The organism is Amycolatopsis sp. N2S4-7 (genome assembly GCF_058119595.1).
Map to the genome: position 1 here is coordinate 879,015 of NZ_CP172299.1, position 15,905 is coordinate 894,919.

The window sequence follows — 15,905 nt, forward strand, 5'->3', positions numbered from 1 at the left end:
AGATGTCCCGACGGTTCCTCACCGGCGCAGTGTCGGCCGGGCTGGTGCTGGTCCTGGCCGCCTGCGGCGGCACGACCAAGAACGACAGCGGCGGCTCCGGCGCGCAGCAGTCCACCGCCACGGCCAACCCCGGCGCCGCCGCCAAGGAAGGCGTCAAGATGGCCTTCCTGCCCAAGCAGCTCAACAACCCCTACAGCGACATCGAGGTCAGCGGCGGCAAGACCGCGCTGGGCGAGCTGAAGGGCGAGTACAAGCTGGTCGGGCCGAACGACGCCAACGCGTCGTCGCAGGTCAGCTACATCAACACGCTGATCCAGCAGCAGCAGGACGTCATCGGCATCGCCGCCAACGACCCGAACGCCGTGTGCCCGTCGCTGAACCAGGCGCGCAGCGCCGGCATCAAGGTCGTGGCGTTCGACTCCGACGCCGCCAAGGACTGCCGCGACGTCTTCATCAACCAGGCCACCACGCAGGGCATCGGCGAGCAGCTGGTGAAGCAGGCCAAGGAGCTGTCCGGCGGGTCCGGCGAGATCGCGATCCTGTCCGCGACGCCGAACGCCACCAACCAGAACGCGTGGATCGAGGTCGCCAAGAAGGAACTGGCGAAGCCGGAGAACGCGAGCCTGAAGCTGGTGAAGGTCGCCTACGGCAACGACGACGACCAGAAGTCGTTCCAGGAGGCGCAGGGGCTGCTGCAGTCGTTCCCGAACCTCAAGGTGATCGTGTCGCCGACCACCGTCGGTATCGCGGCGGCGGCTCGGTACGTCAGCTCGTCGAGCTACAAGGGCAAGGTCGCGGTGACCGGGCTCGGCACGCCGAACCAGATGCGCGCGTTCGTCAAGGACGGCACGGTCAAGCAGTTCGCGCTGTGGAACCCGGCCGACATCGGCTACCTCGCCGCCTACGCGGGTGTCGCGCTCAGCTCGGGCCAGATCACCGGCAAGGAAGGCGAGAAGTTCAAGGCGGGCAAGCTCGGTGACTACACCATCGGGGCGAACGGCGAGATCGTCCTCGGCCCGCCGACGACCTTCGACGCGAACAACATCGACAAGTTCAACTTCTGAGTCTCCCGGCCGGGTCGCGGGTCGCGGCCCGGCCGGGCTCCACAAAGGACGGACTGTGCCCCGATACTGCTTCTGCCTCCAGGTGAAGCCCGGCCGGAGGGCCGAGTACGCCGAGCGGCATCGCGCGGTGTGGCCGGAGATGCGGCAGGCCCTGCACGACACCGGCTGGCGCAACTACTCGCTCTTCCTGCGCGAAGACGGCCTGCTGATCGGGTACGTCGAGGCCGACGACCTCGCCGCCGCGCAGGCCGCCATGCAACGCAGCGACGTCAACGCCCGCTGGCAGGCGGAGATGGCGGAGTTCTTCACCGGCCTGGACGGCGGCCCGCCCGACGAAGGGTTCCAGCTGCTCGAAGAAGTCTTCCACCTCGAACCCCCCTCCGTCCGGGAAGGACAGTGATCGCCGTGGATGTGACCGTGGATGTGAAGGCGGCCCTGCGGGCCCAGCGCATCGAGACGCCGTCGTGGGCCTACGCGAACTCCGGCACGCGCTTCAAGGTTTTCCCCCAGGCGGGCGTCCCGCGCACCCCCGAGGAGAAGATCGCCGACGCGGCCACCGTGCACAGGTTCACCGGGGTCGCGCCGAGCGTGGCGCTGCACATCCCGTGGGACCGCGTCGACGACTACGGCGCCCTGACCGCGTACGCGCGTGACCTGGGCATCGAGATCGGCGCGATCAACACGAACGTGTTCCAGGACGAGGACTACAAGCTCGGCTCGGTGACGAACGCGGACGCCGGGATCCGCCGGAAGGCCACCGATCACCTCCTCGAGGCGATCTCGATCATGGACGCGACGGGCTCGCGGGATCTGAAGCTGTGGTTTTCCGACGGCCTCAACTATCCCGGCCAGGACGATCTCCGCGACCGCCAGGACCGCCTGGCCGCGGCGCTGCGGGAGGCCTACGACCGGCTCGGTCCGGGTCAGCGGATGTTGCTGGAGTACAAGCTGTTCGAGCCCGCGTTCTACGCCACCGACGTCCCGGACTGGGGTACCTCCTACGCGCATTGCATCGAGCTGGGTGAGAAGGCGACGGTGTGCATCGACACCGGTCACCACGCGCCGGGGACGAACATCGAGTTCATCGTGGCGTTCCTGCTGCGCGCGGGGAAGCTGGGGGCGTTCGATTTCAACTCCCGCTTCTACGCCGACGACGACCTCATGGCGGGCGCGGCGGACCCGTTCCAGCTGTTCCGGATCATGTACGAGATCGTCCGCGGCGACGCCCTCGACCCCGCGTACGGCATCGCGTTCATGCTCGACCAGTGCCACAACATCGAGGCCAAGATCCCGGCGATCATCCGGTCGGTGATGAACGTGCAGGAAGCGACGGCGAAGGCGCTGCTCGTCGACCGCTCCGCGTTGCGGGCGGCCCAGCAGTCCGGGAACGTCCTGGAGGCCAACGCCGTGCTGATGGACGCCTACAACACCGACGTCCGGCCGCTGCTGGCGCAGCTGCGCGAGGACTCCGGGCTCGACCCGGACCCCGTCGCGGCCTACCACCGCAGCGGGTACCAGGAGAAGATCGTGGCCGAACGGGCGGGCGGCACGCAGGCCGGGTGGGGGGCGTGAGCATGACCGTGCCGGAGCAGCTCATCGCACGCAGCAACGCGCTGGGGGCCGACCCGCGCAACACGAACTACGCCGGCGGCAACACCTCCGCCAAGGGTGCCGTCACCGACCCGGTGACCGGCGCGCCGACGGAGGTGCTGTGGGTCAAGGGTTCCGGGGGCGACCTCGGCACACTCAAGGAGTCCGGCCTGGCGGTGTTGCGGCTGGACCGGCTGCGGTCCCTGGTGGACGTCTACCCGGGGGTGGAGCGCGAGGACGAGATGGTCGCCGCGTTCGACTACTGCCTGCACGGCCGGGGCGGCGCCGCCCCGTCGATCGACACCGCCATGCACGGTCTCGTGGAGGCGGCGCACGTCGACCACCTGCACCCCGACTCCGGCATCGCCCTGGCGACGGCGGCTGATGGTGCCGCGCTGACCAAGGAGTGCTTCGGCGACCGGGTGGCGTGGGTGGACTGGCGACGGCCGGGGTTCCAGCTGGGCCTGGACATCGCCGCGGTCAAGGCCGCCAACCCGCAGGCCATCGGCGTGATCCTCGGCGGGCACGGCATCACCGCCTGGGGTGCTACTTCCGAGGAATGCCAACGCAACTCCCTGGACATCATCCGGACGGCGGAGAAGTTCCTGGCCGACCGAGGCCAGGCCGAGCCGTTCGGCGCCGTCGTCCCCGGGTTCGAAGCACTGCCCGAAGGCGAGCGGCACGCCCGTGCGGCGGCATTGGCGCCGCTGATCCGCGGCTTGGCGTCGACCGATCAGCGTCAGGTCGGGCACTACACCGACAGTGACGTCGTGCTGGAATTCCTGGCCCGGGAGAAGCTGGCGCCGCTGGCTGCGCTGGGTACGTCGTGCCCGGATCACTTCCTGCGCACCAAGGTCCGTCCCCTGGTCGTGGACCTGCCCGCATCTGCGCCCCTCGAGGACGTCGTCGCGCGGTTGAAGGAACTGCACGTGTCCTATCGCGAGGACTACCGTGACTACTACGAGCGCTACGCGACACCCGATTCCCCGGCGATGCGCGGTGCCGATCCGGCGATCGTGCTGGTGCCGGGTGTGGGGATGTTTTCCTTCGGCAAGGACAAGCAGACCGCGCGGGTGGCGGGGGAGTTCTACGTCAACGCGATCAACGTGATGCGCGGCGCCGAAGCCGTCTCGACGTACGCGCCCATTGCGGAGAGTGAGAAGTTCCGGATCGAGTACTGGGCGCTGGAAGAGGCCAAGCTGCAGCGGATGCCCAAGCCCAAGCCCCTGGCCGGGCGGATCGCCTTGGTCACCGGGGCGGGTTCGGGGATCGGCAAGGCGATCGCGCAGCGGCTCGCCGCCGAGGGCGCCTGTGTCGCGATCGCCGACCTGAACGCGGACGCGGCCGCGGCGGTGGCTGCGGAGATCGGGGGCACAGCTGTGACCGCCGACGTCACCGACGCCGGCGCCGTCCAGGCCGCGGTGGACGCGACCGTGCTCGCCTTCGGCGGGATCGACCTGGTGGTCAACAACGCCGGGTTGTCGATTTCGAAGCCGTTGCTGGAGACCACCGAACGCGATTGGGATCTGCAGCACGACGTGATGGCCAAGGGCTCGTTCCTGGTCTCCCAGGCGGCGGCGAAAGCCATGGTGGCGCAGGGCATCGGCGGGGACATCGTCTATATCTCGTCGAAGAACTCGGTGTTCGCGGGCCCGAACAACGTCGCCTACGGTGCCGCGAAGGCCGACCAGGCCCACCAGGTGCGGCTGCTGGCCGCCGAACTGGGCGCGCACGCCATCCGGGTCAACGGCGTCAACCCCGACGGCGTCGTCCAGGGCTCGGGCATCTTCGCCGGCGGCTGGGGCGCCCAACGCGCCGCGGTCTACGGCGTTCCCGAGGAGAAGCTGGGCGAGTTCTACGCCCAGCGCACCATCCTCAAACGCGAAGTGCTGCCCGAACACGTCGCCGCCGCCGTCTTCGCCCTCACCGGCGGCGACCTCACCCACACCACCGGCCTCCACGTGCCGGTGGACGCCGGGGTGGCCGCCGCGTTCCTGCGCTGAAGGGAGAACCGATGACCCTGGACCGGATCGTGCCCCGCCGTACCCGCGTCGGCCTCGTGGCGGGCGGGCTCGGCGCGTACTGGCCGCAGTTCCCCGCGCTGCTGCCCCAGCTGGAGGCGTCCGCCCGGCGCGTCGCCGACCGGCTGTCCGGAATGGACTGCGAAGTGATCGACGCCGGGTTCGTCTCCGACGCGCAGCAAGGCGCGGCCGCGGCGGAGACGCTCCGGGTGGCCGGCTGCGACCTGATCATCGGCTTCCTCGCGACGTACCTGACGTCCAGCATGCTCGCGCCGATCGCGCAGCGTTCGGACGCGCCGGTGCTGCTGCTCAACCTGCAGCCCACCGAGGCGATGGACCACGAAACCTTCGACACCGGCGCGTGGCTGGCCTACTGCGGTGCCTGCCCGCTGCCGGAGATGGCCAACGCGTTCCGCCGCCTCGGCGTCGAGTTCCGCTCGGTGTCCGGGTACCTCGAGGACGAGCGCGCCTGGACGCGGATCGAGCGGTGGATCAAGGCCGCCGACGTCCGGGCCGCGCTGCGGCACGGCCGCCACGGCCTGCTCGGGCACCTCTACCCGGGCATGATGGACGTCTCCACCGACCCCACCCTGGTGTCGGCCCAGCTCGGCGGGCACGTCGAAATCCTGGAGGTCGACGACCTGCGGGTCCGGGCCGAGAAGGTCACCGACGACGAGACCGCCGCGCGCGTCGCGCTCGCCCGCGAAGTGTTCACTGTGGACGAGTCCGTCGTGGACGAAGACTTCGCCTGGGGCGCGCGGGTGTCCGTCGCCCTGGACAGGCTCGTCGAGGACTTCTCGCTCGACTCCCTGGCCTACTACCACCGGGGCCTCGACGGCGAGACGCACGAGCGCGTCGGCGCCGGGTTCATCCTCGGCGCGTCCCTGCTCACCGCGCGCGGCATCCCGGCCGTCGGCGAATACGAGCTGCGGACGTCGCTGGCCATGCTGGTCATGGACCGGCTCGGCGCGGGCGGCTCGTTCACCGAGCTGCAGGCGCTGAACTTCCGCGACAACGTCGTCGAAATGGGCCACGACGGCCCGGCGCACCTCGGCATCAGCGCCCGCAAGCCGCTGCTGCGCGGCCTCGGCGTCTACCACGGCAAGCGCGGCTGGGGCGTGTCGGTGGAATTCGACGTCAAGCACGGGCCGGTGACGCTGTGCGGGCTCGGGCAGCGGCGGGACGGCACGTTCACGCTCATCGCCTCCGAAGGCACGGTCGTGCCCGGGCCGCTGCTGCGGATCGGCAACACGACCTCCCGCGTCGACTTCGGGTGCGACCCGGGGGAGTGGACCGACGCCTGGTCGGCGAGCGGCATCGCGCACCACTGGGCGCTGGGCACCGGCCACCGCGTCGCCGAGCTGACGGCCGTCGCGGACCTGCTCGGCCTGGAACTGACCGTGGTGCGCCCGTGACCCGCGTCGCGGCCGTCGACCTCGGCGCGTCCAGCGGGCGCGTGATGGCCGGGACGGCCGCGCCCGGCCGCCTGAGCGTCGAGGAGGTCCGGCGGTTCCCGAACGGCGGGGTCCGCGCGGGCCCGGCGCTGTACTGGGACGTCCTCGGGCTCTTTCGCGAGACCCTGGCCGGGATCCGCGACGCGGGCCCGCTCTCCGGGGTGGGCATCGACTCCTGGGCCGTCGACTACGGGCTCCTGGACGACCGGGGCGCGCTGCTCGGCAACCCCGTCCACTACCGCGATTCGCGCACCGAAGGCGTGCCCGCGGCGGTGGCGGCGAAGGTGTCCGCGCGGGAGCTCTACGACGTCACCGGAGTGCAGCAGCTGCCGTTCAACACGCTCTACCAGCTGGTGTCCGAAGGGGACCGGCTGGCCGCGGCCCAGACGATGCTGCTCATCCCGGACCTGCTGAACTACTGGCTGACGGGGTCGATCGGGGCCGAGCGCACCAACGCGTCGACCACCCAGCTCTACGACGTGCGCGCGCGGACCTGGGCCGGTTCGCTCGCCGAACGGGTCGGCATCCCGCCGCGGCTGCTGCCGCCGCTGCGCGACCCCGGCACGGTGGTGGGCGAGGCGCGCGAGCTGTCCGGGCTGCCGGTGGTGGCGGTCGGCTCGCACGACACGGCGTCCGCCGTGGTCGCGGTCCCGGCGGCGCCCGGCACGAACTTCGCGTACATCTCGGCGGGCACCTGGTCGCTGGCCGGACTGGAGCTCGCGTCGCCGGAACTGGGCGACGCCGCGCTGGCCGGGAACTTCACCAACGAAGGCGGCGTCGACGGCACGATCCGGTTCCTGCGCAACGTGATGGGCCTGTGGGTGCTGTCGGAGACGCTGCGCACGTGGTCGGCACCGGAGGCGGACCTGCCCGGCCTGCTGGCGGCGGCCGCCGAGGCTCCCGGCCTGGCGGCGGTGGTCGACATCGACGCCCCGGAGTTCCTCCCGCCGGGCGACATGCCGGCCCGCGTCGCGGCCGCCTGCCGCGCGACCGGCCAGCGGCCGCCGGAGAGCCGGGCCGCCGTGGTCCGGTGCATCGTGGACAGCCTGGCGCTGGCCCACCGCCGCACCCTCCGCGCGGCGGCGGCCCTGACCGGCCGCACGATCGACGTCGTCCACATCGTCGGCGGCGGTGCCCGCAACGAACTCCTGTGCCAGTCGACGGCCGACGCCTGCGGAGTGCCGGTCCTGGCGGGCCCGGCCGAGGCGGCCGCGCTCGGGAACGTGCTGGTGCAGGCGCGGGCACTGGGGGAGGACCTGCCGGACCTCGCCGCGATGCGGGCGCTGGTGCGCGAGACGCAGGAGATCCGGCGTTACGAGCCCGCGGGCGGCGCCTGGGACGCGGCCGAAGCCCGGCTCGCCTAGGCGCTGTCCTGTGAGTCATCGGAGCCAGAGCACGATCGCGGCGATGGGGAGTTCGGCCTGGTAGCAGGCAGCGTGTTTGCCGTAGCGGGTAGCCAGGTCACGGAACTGCTTGAGCCGGTTGAAGCACCGTTTCCCGGGCGAGGGATGCGAATACGCCTTGTCCGCGATCACCGTCTCCGGCCGGCACCGCGGACGTCCCGGCCCGAGCCGGGCGACGCTGATGCCGTCCGGCAACGGCACCAGCGGCGGATTGTCGCCGGCCTGACCCGGGGAGCAGGAACCGTATCGGCAGGGCACGTCCGTCGACGGCGAGGTGGATCTTGGTACTCAGTCCGCCGCGGGACCGGCCGGTCCTTCTCCGTCGAGGGCGAGGGCTTCGATGTCGTCTGCGCAGCCCACAACCGCAGACGTTCGTGCGCGGTTTTCCGGGGCCGTAGCGTTCGGGCAGGCCACGGGGCACCGGTGCGGAGTTTCCACAGGATCGCGTTGATCACCTGGCGGTGATTCCGCCACCGCCGCCCCGTCTTGCTGCGGTGGCAGCAGAGGCTCGATCACCGCCCATGCCTTGTCCGTCGACTCACCGCGTCCGACCACCGGGCACCACTACCAGAGATCCAGCTCAACCTCTTACAGGACATGCCCTAGCTCGTCACCGGCGGCTCCGGCCGCGCTTCAGCTCGAAGAAGCCCGGCGTGCCGGTCACGAGCAGCACGCCGTCCCACAGCCCCCCGGCCTCCTCGCCGCGCGGGACCGGGCTGACCACCGGGCCGAAGAAGGCGGTGCCGTCCACGTGGATGGCCGGGACGCCGAGGTCCTCCCCGATCGGGTCGAGCGCCGCGCGGTTGCCCTGCAGCAGGTCCGCGTCGAGGTCCGGGGACTCCGCCGCGTCCGCCAACGACGCGGGCAGGCCGGCTTCGGCCAACGCGGCGAGAACCGTCGCCCGGTCCCGGTGGATCCGCGTGCCGAGGGCGGTGTAGAGCCCGCGCAGGACCTCGTTCCCGTGCGCCCGCTCGGCGGCCAGCGCGACGCGGGCGGGACCCCGGCGTTCGTCGAGCCGGCCGCGGTACCACGCGTCGACCTCCCGGCCTTCGTTGTGCACGGCGAGGCCGAACACGTGGAACCGCGTCCGGACCGCGCGCACTTCCAGCAACCACCGGGAGTGATCCACGCCCACGGGCACACGGGGTCGAACCACAGGTCAACGGTCTTCACCCGGCCCACGCCAGCCACGGGACCGGCCCGCCAGAAGATCCGATTCCGGGACGCCGGACCGGGCCGATCAGAGCCAGCCGCGCTCGTCGGCGATCCGCACGGCTTCGACGCGGTTGCGGGCCCCGGTCTTGGTGATCGCCGCCGACACGTAGTTCCGCACCGTGCCTTCGGAGAGGTAGAGCCGGGCGGCGATGTCCGCGATGGTGGCGCCGGTCCGCGCCGTCATGAGCACATCGCGTTCGCGGGCCGTCAGCGGCGATTCGCCCGCGGCCAGGGTGGCGACCGCCAGCGCCGGGTCCACCACCCGCTCGCCGGCCCGCACGCGGCGGATCGCGTCGGCCAGCCGGTCGGCCGGCGCGTCCTTCACGACGAACCCGGCCGCGCCGGCGTCCATCGCGCGGCGGAGGTACCCGGCGCGGCCGAACGTCGTGAGCACGACGACGCGGCAGTCCGGCACCTGCGCGGCCAGCACCGCCGCGGCCGCGAGCCCGTCGAGGCCCGGCATCTCGATGTCGAGCAGGGCGACGTCGGGCCGGTGTGCGCGGGCCGCGGCGACCACCTCGTCGCCGCGGCCGACCGAGGCCACCACCTCGAAGTCGTCCTCCAGCGCGAGCAGCGCGCACAGCGCCTGGCGGATCAGCTCCTGGTTGTCGGCGAGCAGCAGGCGGATCGTCACAGCGTCACCCGCAGCCGCCAGCCGCGCGGGTGCAGCGGACCGGCTTCCAGACGCCCGGCGGACGCCTCGACGCGCTCGCGGAGCCCCTCGAGCCCGGATCCGCCGCCGGGCGAGCCGCCCACGCCGTCGTCGACGACCTCCACAGCGGACGCGGAAAGCATGACCGCGCACCGGGTCGCGCGGGCGTGGCGGGCCACGTTGGTCAGGCCTTCGCGCACCACCCAGCCGAACAGCTCCTGCCGGTCCGGGCCCACGACGTCCGTGGCCGTCGGCAGGTCGGCGGCGACCCCGCACGCGCGCAGCAGTTCGCGGCCGCGGGCCAGCTCGCCGGAGAGGGTCACCTCGCGGTAGCCCGACACCGCCGCGCGCACGTCGGTCAGCGCCTGGCGGGCCAGCGTCTCGACGGCGGTCATCTCCTCGCCCGCGCGGGCACCGTCGGCGGTCACGAGCCGCCGGGCCAGCGTGCTCTTGACCGTGATCGCGGTGAGCGAATGGCCGAGCAGGTCGTGCAGGTCGCGGGCGATCCGGGTGCGTTCGGCCTCGGACGCCAGCCGCGCGACCTCGGCGCGGGCTTCGACGAGCGCCGCGTTGGCCCGGAACGCCTCGGCGAAGGCGGAGACCATGAGCACGGTGAACACCAGGGCGACGGCCTGCGTCCAGCCCGGCCCGCTGTGCCACGGCCGCACCGCCCACGGCAAAACGACGGCGGCGAGCGCGGACATGGCGACCAGCACCCCGGCGTACCGCGGGAGCCGCGGCGCGGCCAGGGAAACGACGACGGCGGCGAGGAAGAACGCGTCGGCGTGGGCGAAGGGGAGCGCGGCGGCGAAGAGCGCGGTGCAGCCGGCCAGCAGCAGCCAGAACGGGCGCACCGCCCGCCGTGCGGCCGCCCGCACCGCGAGCAGGTAGCCGGCGGCGAAGGCGGCCACGACCGCGCAGCCGGCGACGGCGGCGGGGCCGGCCGAGTGGGCCAGGACGGCGGGCACGGTCACCGCCGGGTAGACGAGCATGCCCGCGTCGAGCAGCATCAGCCGCCAGCCGCGCACCCAGCGCCGCACGTCCGTCGTCGCATCCACCTCCGGCACGCTACCGCGCCCGCGGGCGCCGGCCGTTGACGAGCAGGGTGACGCCGAGCAGCAACAGCCCGCACCCCGCCTGCTCGATCCGCAGCCACAACGGGAACAACCCTGGCAGGGCGACGATGACGGCGATCGCCACGAGCATCACCGCCGAGACGATCCGCAGCCTCAGCAGCCCCTTGCGCGAGCCCCGCGCGGCGCTGCGCGCGAAGGCGAACGTCAGCAGCGAACTGGCGACGACGAGGGTGGCACGCACCCAGACCGCGTCGGTCACCATCGCGGGGTGGTCCCGGAACACGATGATCACGACGAGGGTGAGGACGGAAAGCCCGGCGTACGCGCCGGTCAGCAGCAGGACGGGCCGGAAACCGGCGGTGGACGTCCGGGAGGTGGTGGTCATGCCGGAAATGCTCGTCCGGGGCGGGCCGCGGGGGCAGTGCCGTCCCTCAGCGGCCGCCCATGACATTTGTCATCGGCGCGGCGGTGGGAGAGCGCTCTCACAGCGTGCTACAAAGAAGGGGTGACGACGCAGCCGCCGACCCTGGAGGACGTCGCGCGGGTCGCCGGCGTCTCGCGGGCCACGGTGTCCCGCGTGGTCAACAGCGTGCGCAACGTCGACCCGAAGCTGCGGGAGACGGTCGAACGCGCCATCGCCGACACCGGGTACGTGCCGAACCGGGCCGCCCGCTCGCTGGTCACCCGGCGCACCGGCGGGATCGCGCTGGTGGTGTCCGAGCCGGAGCGGCACGTCGAAGCGTTCACCGGCGGCGTCTTCGGCGACCCGTTCTTCGGCCGGGTGGTCGAAGGCGTGGTCTCGCACCTGCGCCCGCAGGGCCTCCACCCGCTGCTGATGCTCGTCGACAGCGACGAAGAGCGCGCGAGGCTGGTGCCGAAGCTGCGGCAGGAGCAGGTGAGCGGCGTGCTGCTGATCTCCCTGCACCCGGCGGAGGACCCGCTGCCGCGCGTGCTGACCGACGCGGGTGTCCCGACAGCTCTGTTCGCCCGCCCGGCCCGCCCGGCGCCGGTCTGCTACGTCGACGTCGCCCACCAGGACGGCGCCCGGCTCGCGGCGGGCCGGCTCGTCGAGCGCGGCTGCCGCCGCGTCGCGACGATCGCGGGCCCGGCGGGCACCCCCGCGGGCCAGGACCGGCTGGCCGGCTTCCGGGACGCGATGGCCCGCCACGGGCACGCGTACGTGGCCGTCGCCGAGGGCGACTTCACCGAGCACGGCGGCGAACGGGCGATGGAACGGCTCCTGGCCGAGGAACCCGCGCTGGACGGGCTCTTCGTGGCCAACGACCTGATGGCGTACGGCGCGCTGACGGTCCTGCGCGAAGCGGGCCGGCGCGTGCCGGACGACGTGGCGGTGGTCGGGTTCGACGACAGCCGGGTCGCGCTGAGCTGCCGCCCCCGGCTCACGACCGTCCGCCAGCCGGTCGAGGAGATGGGTGCGGCGATGGCCCGGATGGTCCTCGAGCGGATGGCCGACCCGGCGCGGCGCGCGGAGTCGGTGATCTTCGACCCGGAGCTGGTGGTCCGCGACTCGGCCTGAGCGGCTAGGTTCGGAGGCATGCTCGAGACCCAGCGGAAACCCGTGCCGCGCAACGACGGCGGCGAACTCGACACGGCCACGGCGTTCCTCTCCTTCGCCCGCGAGTGCGTCCTGAAGAAGACCGACGGGCTCACGGAGGAGCAGCTGCGCCGGGTCCTGGTCGGCTCGGGCACCACGTTGCTCGGGCTCGTCCACCACCTGACCTTCGCCGAGCGGGTCTGGTTCGGCCACCACGTCGCGGGCGGCCCGGACCCCGGGGACGCCGGGATGGAGGTCCCGGCCGGGCGCACCGCGGCCGAGGTCCTGGCCGGCTACCGCGAGGCGATCGAGGCGAGCGACGCGGCGATCCGGGCCGCCGGCGACCCCGACGCCCCGCTGGCGGTCGCGATCGACGGCAAGTTCCACACCCTGCGGTGGGTGCTGGCCCACATGACGAGCGAGACAGCCCGGCACGCGGGGCACGCCGACATCCTGCGCGAACAGATCGACGGCGTCACCGGCCGCTGATCTGTCCGGGACAGGTCCGGTGACCGGTCTGGACATCGGCCGATTTGCTGTGCTCAGATTTCCAACGTTGTAACGCCGCCGAGTCCCCTTCACCGGAACGGAGTTCCGCCGTGCGGAGCAGAACAGCGAGATCCATCCGGCGGGCCTGCGCGCTCGTCGTCGCCGGGAGTGCCGTCGCGGCGGTGACCGTCGCGACGCCGGCCGTCGCCGGGCCCGTGCGCCAGACCGTCACCGCCGGGAACGCCCGCTTCCAGGTGCTGTCCCCGACGGTGATCCGCACGGAGTACGCCGGCGATGGCCGCTTCGCCGATTCCGCCACCTTCAACGCCATCGGCCGCGGGTCGTTCACGCCCACGCCGTACACCTCGACGGTGTCGGGTGGCGTGCTGACGATCCGCACGAGCGCGACGACGCTCACCTACCGGCTGGACTCCGGGCCGTTCGACGGCGGAAACCTCGAGGTGCGCACGACGGCCGGCGCCACGCCGGTGCTCGCGGCGCCCTGGCACCACCTGACCTGCGCGGTCGGCGCGCTGTGCGAGGCCGAAGACCTCGCCGCCGACGGCCTCGGCGTCGCCACCGACCACCGCGGCTACACCGGCGAAGGGTTCCTCGCCGGGTTCGAAAGCACCGGCGCCTCGGCCACCGCCGACGTCCTCGCCGCCACGGCCGGGACCTACACGCTGACCGCCCGCTACGCGAACGGCCTGGCCGGGGACGGCAAGCACGTCACCCGCACCCTGAGCCTGTCGGTCGACGGCGGCGCGCCGCAGACCCTGAGCCTGCCGGTGACGGCCGACTGGGACACCTGGGCGCTCGCCTCGATCCCGGTCACCCTCGGCGCGGGCCACCACAGCGTCCGCCTCCAGCGGACCGCGGCCGACTCCGGCAACGTCAACCTCGACGGCCTCGCGGTCCAGACCGCCGGCGCGCCCTACCCGCCCGCCTCGGCCCGCGCCTTCACCGGCTGCCCGGCCGGCGTGAGCTGCGAAGCCGAAGCCGGGCTCCGGACCGGCTCGGCCGTCGTGGCGACCGACCACCCGGGGTACGCCGGGCGCGGCTTCGTCGCCGAGCTCAACCGCGGCTCGACGCTGACCCACCGCGTCGCGGACGTCCCCGCCGCCGGCACCTACCTGCTGCACGTCCGCTACGCCAACGGCACCGGCGGCGACGGCCGCCACGAGACCAGGACCGCGCCCGTCACCGCGAACGGCGTGACCCGCACGCTGTCCCTCCCGGTCACCGACAACTGGGACGCCTGGAAGAGCGCGTCGGTCCCGGTCGATCTGAAGGCCGGCACGAACGACGTCGTCCTCGGCTGTCCCGAAGACACCAGCTGCCACGTCAACATCGACACCGTCGCCGTCACCGCGGCCGGGGCCTCCGCGCCGGCGCCGCACCTCGCGCTCGGCGGTTACCGGCGCGGCCTCGACGGTGTCAACGGCGACAACGGCCTGCCGTCGACCACCGAAGGGCTCCTGCACTCCGACGGCTGGTACCTGCTCGACGACACGACGTCCGCGCTCTACGACACCCGCACGCGCGCGGTCACGCAGCGGCCGTCGCACGGCGGGAGCCCGTACCAGGACGGCTACGTCTTCACCTTCGGCCACGACTACAAGGCCGGCCTCCGCGACCTCGCGACCCTGACCGGGCCGCCCGAGCTGCTGCCCCGCTGGGCCTACGGCGTCTGGTACTCGGAGTACATCGACCGCACCGCGGCCGACTACCGCGACACCATCCTGCCGCGCTTCCGCAGCGAAGGCGTCCCGCTGGACGTCCTGGTGACCGACACCGACTTCAAGGCGCCGGACACGTGGAACGGCTGGCAGTTCGACAAGACCAAGTTCCCCGACCCCGCCGAGTTCTTCGCCTGGTCGAAGGCACAGGGCCTGCACAACAACCTGAACATCCACCCGAGCATCATGGGTTCGGACCCGCAGTTCGCCCGGGCCCAGGCGACCGCGAAGGGCAAGCTTGCCAAGTCCGGCTGCGGCACCGACTGCTACGTCTTCGACTGGGGCGACCCGGACCAGCTCAAGGCCTACCTCGACCTGCACGCCGGGATGATGGACCAGGGCAACGACTTCTGGTGGCTCGACTGGTGCTGCGACAGCTCGCGCTCGAGCCTGCCCGGCGTCACGCCGGACGCGTGGATCAACCAGCAGTACGCCGATCTGGCGGCGCCGGCGATCGGCCGCGGGTTCGTCATCTCGCGGGCGTACGGCTCCCTGCAGGCGGGTGGCTACGGCGGGCCGGTCGGGCTGCCGACCGGGCCGTGGGCGGACAAGCGGAGCACGCTGCACTTCACCGGCGACACGTCCTCGACGTGGGGCACGCTGCGGATGGAGGTCGGCGCGGCGCCGGCGGAGTCGGCCGCGACCGGGATGTCGGCGATCAGCCACGACATCGGCGGGCACAACGACACGACCGGGCTGCGCGGCAGTGAGACCTACACTTCGGGCGGCCAGCAGCACCAGACGTTCAAGCTGCCCGACGACCTGTACGCGCGGTGGGTGCAGCTCGGCACGTTCCAGCCGATCGACCGGCTGCACAGCAACCACAGCGACCGGCTGCCGTGGCAGTACACGGGCGCGGCGAAGGACTCCGCGACGAAGTTCCTGAACCTGCGCGAGAACCTGGTGCCCTACACCTACACGCTCGCTCAGGAGGCCGCGACGACCGGCGTCCCGGTGGTGCGGCCGACGTACCTCGAGTACCCGGAGGAGCCCGCTGCCTACGCCACCGCCGGCAGCGAGTACTTCTACGGGCCGGACATGCTGGTGGCGCCGGTGACGTCCCCCGGGACGTCGGCGACCACGTCGGTCTGGTTCCCGCCGGGCCAGTGGACGGACTACTTCACCGGCAAGACGTACGCGGGCGGCACGACGCAGCAGGTCACCACGGACCTCGGCACGATGCCGGTGTTCGTCCGGGCGGGCGGCATCGTGGCCACCCGGACGGCCGACGTCACCAACGACGTCCAGAACCCGCTGAACCGGGTGACGGTGACGGTCGCGCCGGGTGCGTCGGGGACGTTCTCGCTCTACGAGGACGACGGCACTTCGTCGGCGCGCAGCGCGACGACGAAGATTTCCTACACCGAGCAGGGCGGAGCGCACACGGTGACCGTGTCGCCGACGCGGGGCGGGTTCGCCGGCCAGGTCGCCCAGCGCGAATGGACGGTGAAGTTCGTCGGTGTGGCGGCGCCGCCGTCCCGGGTGAAGGTCGGCAACGGCTGGGCGCCGTCGTCCGCCTGGAAGTGGGACGCCGCAACGCACACGTTGACGGTGACGGCGCCGGGGCACCCGGGCCGCGCTCCGGTGACAGTCACGTACTGAGGCGTGCCGGGCATGCCCCGTCGAGGGAATCCTTCGACGGGGCAT

General features: G+C 72.5%; 15 protein-coding genes. 9 read left to right on the forward strand and 6 right to left on the reverse strand.

All coding sequences use genetic code 11. The features are described from left to right. Positions 1-2 precede the first annotated feature (2 nt). Genes rhaS through ACH54P_RS04060 form a run of 6 tightly spaced genes read left to right on the forward strand, consistent with a single transcriptional unit; the run spans position 3 to position 7,493 of the window. Complete coding sequence (gene rhaS, locus ACH54P_RS04035) at positions 3-1,064, forward strand: rhamnose ABC transporter substrate-binding protein (protein WP_489910964.1); 1,062 nt, start codon at positions 3-5, stop codon at positions 1,062-1,064. Between the two features lie 55 nt (positions 1,065-1,119). Further along, positions 1,120-1,464, forward strand: a complete 345-nt coding sequence (locus ACH54P_RS04040) for an L-rhamnose mutarotase (RefSeq protein WP_489910965.1) — start codon at positions 1,120-1,122, stop codon at positions 1,462-1,464. A 5-nt stretch (positions 1,465-1,469) separates the two neighbouring features. After that, the gene (gene rhaI, locus ACH54P_RS04045) at positions 1,470-2,636 is read left to right on the forward strand and encodes an L-rhamnose isomerase (protein ID WP_489910966.1); all 1,167 of its coding nucleotides are present in this window, start codon (positions 1,470-1,472) and stop codon (positions 2,634-2,636) included. Between the two features lie 2 nt (positions 2,637-2,638). Beyond that, the gene (locus ACH54P_RS04050) at positions 2,639-4,657 is read left to right on the forward strand and encodes a bifunctional aldolase/short-chain dehydrogenase (protein WP_489917103.1); all 2,019 of its coding nucleotides are present in this window, start codon (positions 2,639-2,641) and stop codon (positions 4,655-4,657) included. 11 nt (positions 4,658-4,668) lie between these two features. Then, positions 4,669-6,090 carry an arabinose isomerase gene (locus ACH54P_RS04055; RefSeq protein ID WP_489910967.1) on the forward strand — a complete coding sequence of 474 codons (1,422 nt, stop codon included), beginning with the start codon at positions 4,669-4,671 and terminating at the stop codon, positions 6,088-6,090. Positions 6,091-6,134: 44 nt separating this feature from the next. Further along, positions 6,135-7,493, forward strand: a complete 1,359-nt coding sequence (locus tag ACH54P_RS04060; protein ID WP_489917105.1) for a rhamnulokinase — start codon at positions 6,135-6,137, stop codon at positions 7,491-7,493. Between the two features lie 15 nt (positions 7,494-7,508). On the opposite strand, the gene ACH54P_RS04065 is transcribed toward ACH54P_RS04060, so the two are convergent. The 6 genes from ACH54P_RS04065 to ACH54P_RS04090 form a co-directional block, all read right to left on the reverse strand. Then, a complete protein-coding gene (locus ACH54P_RS04065; RefSeq protein ID WP_489917147.1) occupies positions 7,509-7,733 on the reverse strand; it encodes a hypothetical protein in 225 nt (74 codons plus the stop codon). Next, positions 7,661-7,987: a hypothetical protein gene (locus ACH54P_RS04070; protein WP_489910968.1), complete on the reverse strand. Its 327-nt coding sequence runs from the start codon at positions 7,985-7,987 to the stop codon at positions 7,661-7,663. The genes ACH54P_RS04065 and ACH54P_RS04070 overlap by 73 nt, the downstream gene beginning before the upstream one ends. 155 nt (positions 7,988-8,142) lie before the next feature. Next, a complete protein-coding gene (locus ACH54P_RS04075; RefSeq protein ID WP_489917107.1) occupies positions 8,143-8,634 on the reverse strand; it encodes a mycothiol-dependent nitroreductase Rv2466c family protein in 492 nt (163 codons plus the stop codon). A 138-nt stretch (positions 8,635-8,772) separates the two neighbouring features. Next, positions 8,773-9,381 (reverse strand): response regulator transcription factor, encoded by a 609-nt coding sequence (locus ACH54P_RS04080; RefSeq protein ID WP_489910969.1) that lies wholly within the window; start codon positions 9,379-9,381, stop codon positions 8,773-8,775. Then, the gene (locus ACH54P_RS04085; protein ID WP_489910970.1) at positions 9,378-10,457 is read right to left on the reverse strand and encodes a sensor histidine kinase; all 1,080 of its coding nucleotides are present in this window, start codon (positions 10,455-10,457) and stop codon (positions 9,378-9,380) included. Before ACH54P_RS04085 ends, ACH54P_RS04080 begins: the two co-directional genes overlap by 4 nt. 10 nt (positions 10,458-10,467) lie before the next feature. Next, entirely contained in the window at positions 10,468-10,860 is a 393-nt protein-coding gene (locus tag ACH54P_RS04090; protein ID WP_489910971.1) for a hypothetical protein, read from the reverse strand. 120 nt (positions 10,861-10,980) lie between these two features. On the opposite strand from ACH54P_RS04090, the gene ACH54P_RS04095 reads away from it, so the two are divergent. From ACH54P_RS04095 to ACH54P_RS04105, 3 genes are all read left to right on the forward strand, one after another. Then, positions 10,981-12,012, forward strand: coding sequence for a LacI family DNA-binding transcriptional regulator (locus ACH54P_RS04095; RefSeq protein WP_489910972.1), 1,032 nt, complete (start codon positions 10,981-10,983; stop codon positions 12,010-12,012). Positions 12,013-12,030: 18 nt separating this feature from the next. Then, positions 12,031-12,519: a DinB family protein gene (locus ACH54P_RS04100; protein WP_489910973.1), complete on the forward strand. Its 489-nt coding sequence runs from the start codon at positions 12,031-12,033 to the stop codon at positions 12,517-12,519. A gap of 110 nt (positions 12,520-12,629) precedes the next feature. Then, positions 12,630-15,860 carry a TIM-barrel domain-containing protein gene (locus ACH54P_RS04105; RefSeq protein WP_489910974.1) on the forward strand — a complete coding sequence of 1,077 codons (3,231 nt, stop codon included), beginning with the start codon at positions 12,630-12,632 and terminating at the stop codon, positions 15,858-15,860. Positions 15,861-15,905 lie beyond the last annotated feature (45 nt).

Coding starts and splice junctions, on each gene's coding strand:
- rhaS (WP_489910964.1), top strand. CDS start 3: ATGTCCCGACGGTTCCTCACCGGCGCAGTGTCGGCCGGGCTGGTGCTG.
- ACH54P_RS04055 (WP_489910967.1), top strand. CDS start 4,669: ATGACCCTGGACCGGATCGTGCCCCGCCGTACCCGCGTCGGCCTCGTG.
- ACH54P_RS04090 (WP_489910971.1), bottom strand. CDS start 10,860: ATGACCACCACCTCCCGGACGTCCACCGCCGGTTTCCGGCCCGTCCTG.
- ACH54P_RS04060 (WP_489917105.1), top strand. CDS start 6,135: ATGGCCGGGACGGCCGCGCCCGGCCGCCTGAGCGTCGAGGAGGTCCGG.
- ACH54P_RS04100 (WP_489910973.1), top strand. CDS start 12,031: ATGCTCGAGACCCAGCGGAAACCCGTGCCGCGCAACGACGGCGGCGAA.
- ACH54P_RS04050 (WP_489917103.1), top strand. CDS start 2,639: ATGACCGTGCCGGAGCAGCTCATCGCACGCAGCAACGCGCTGGGGGCC.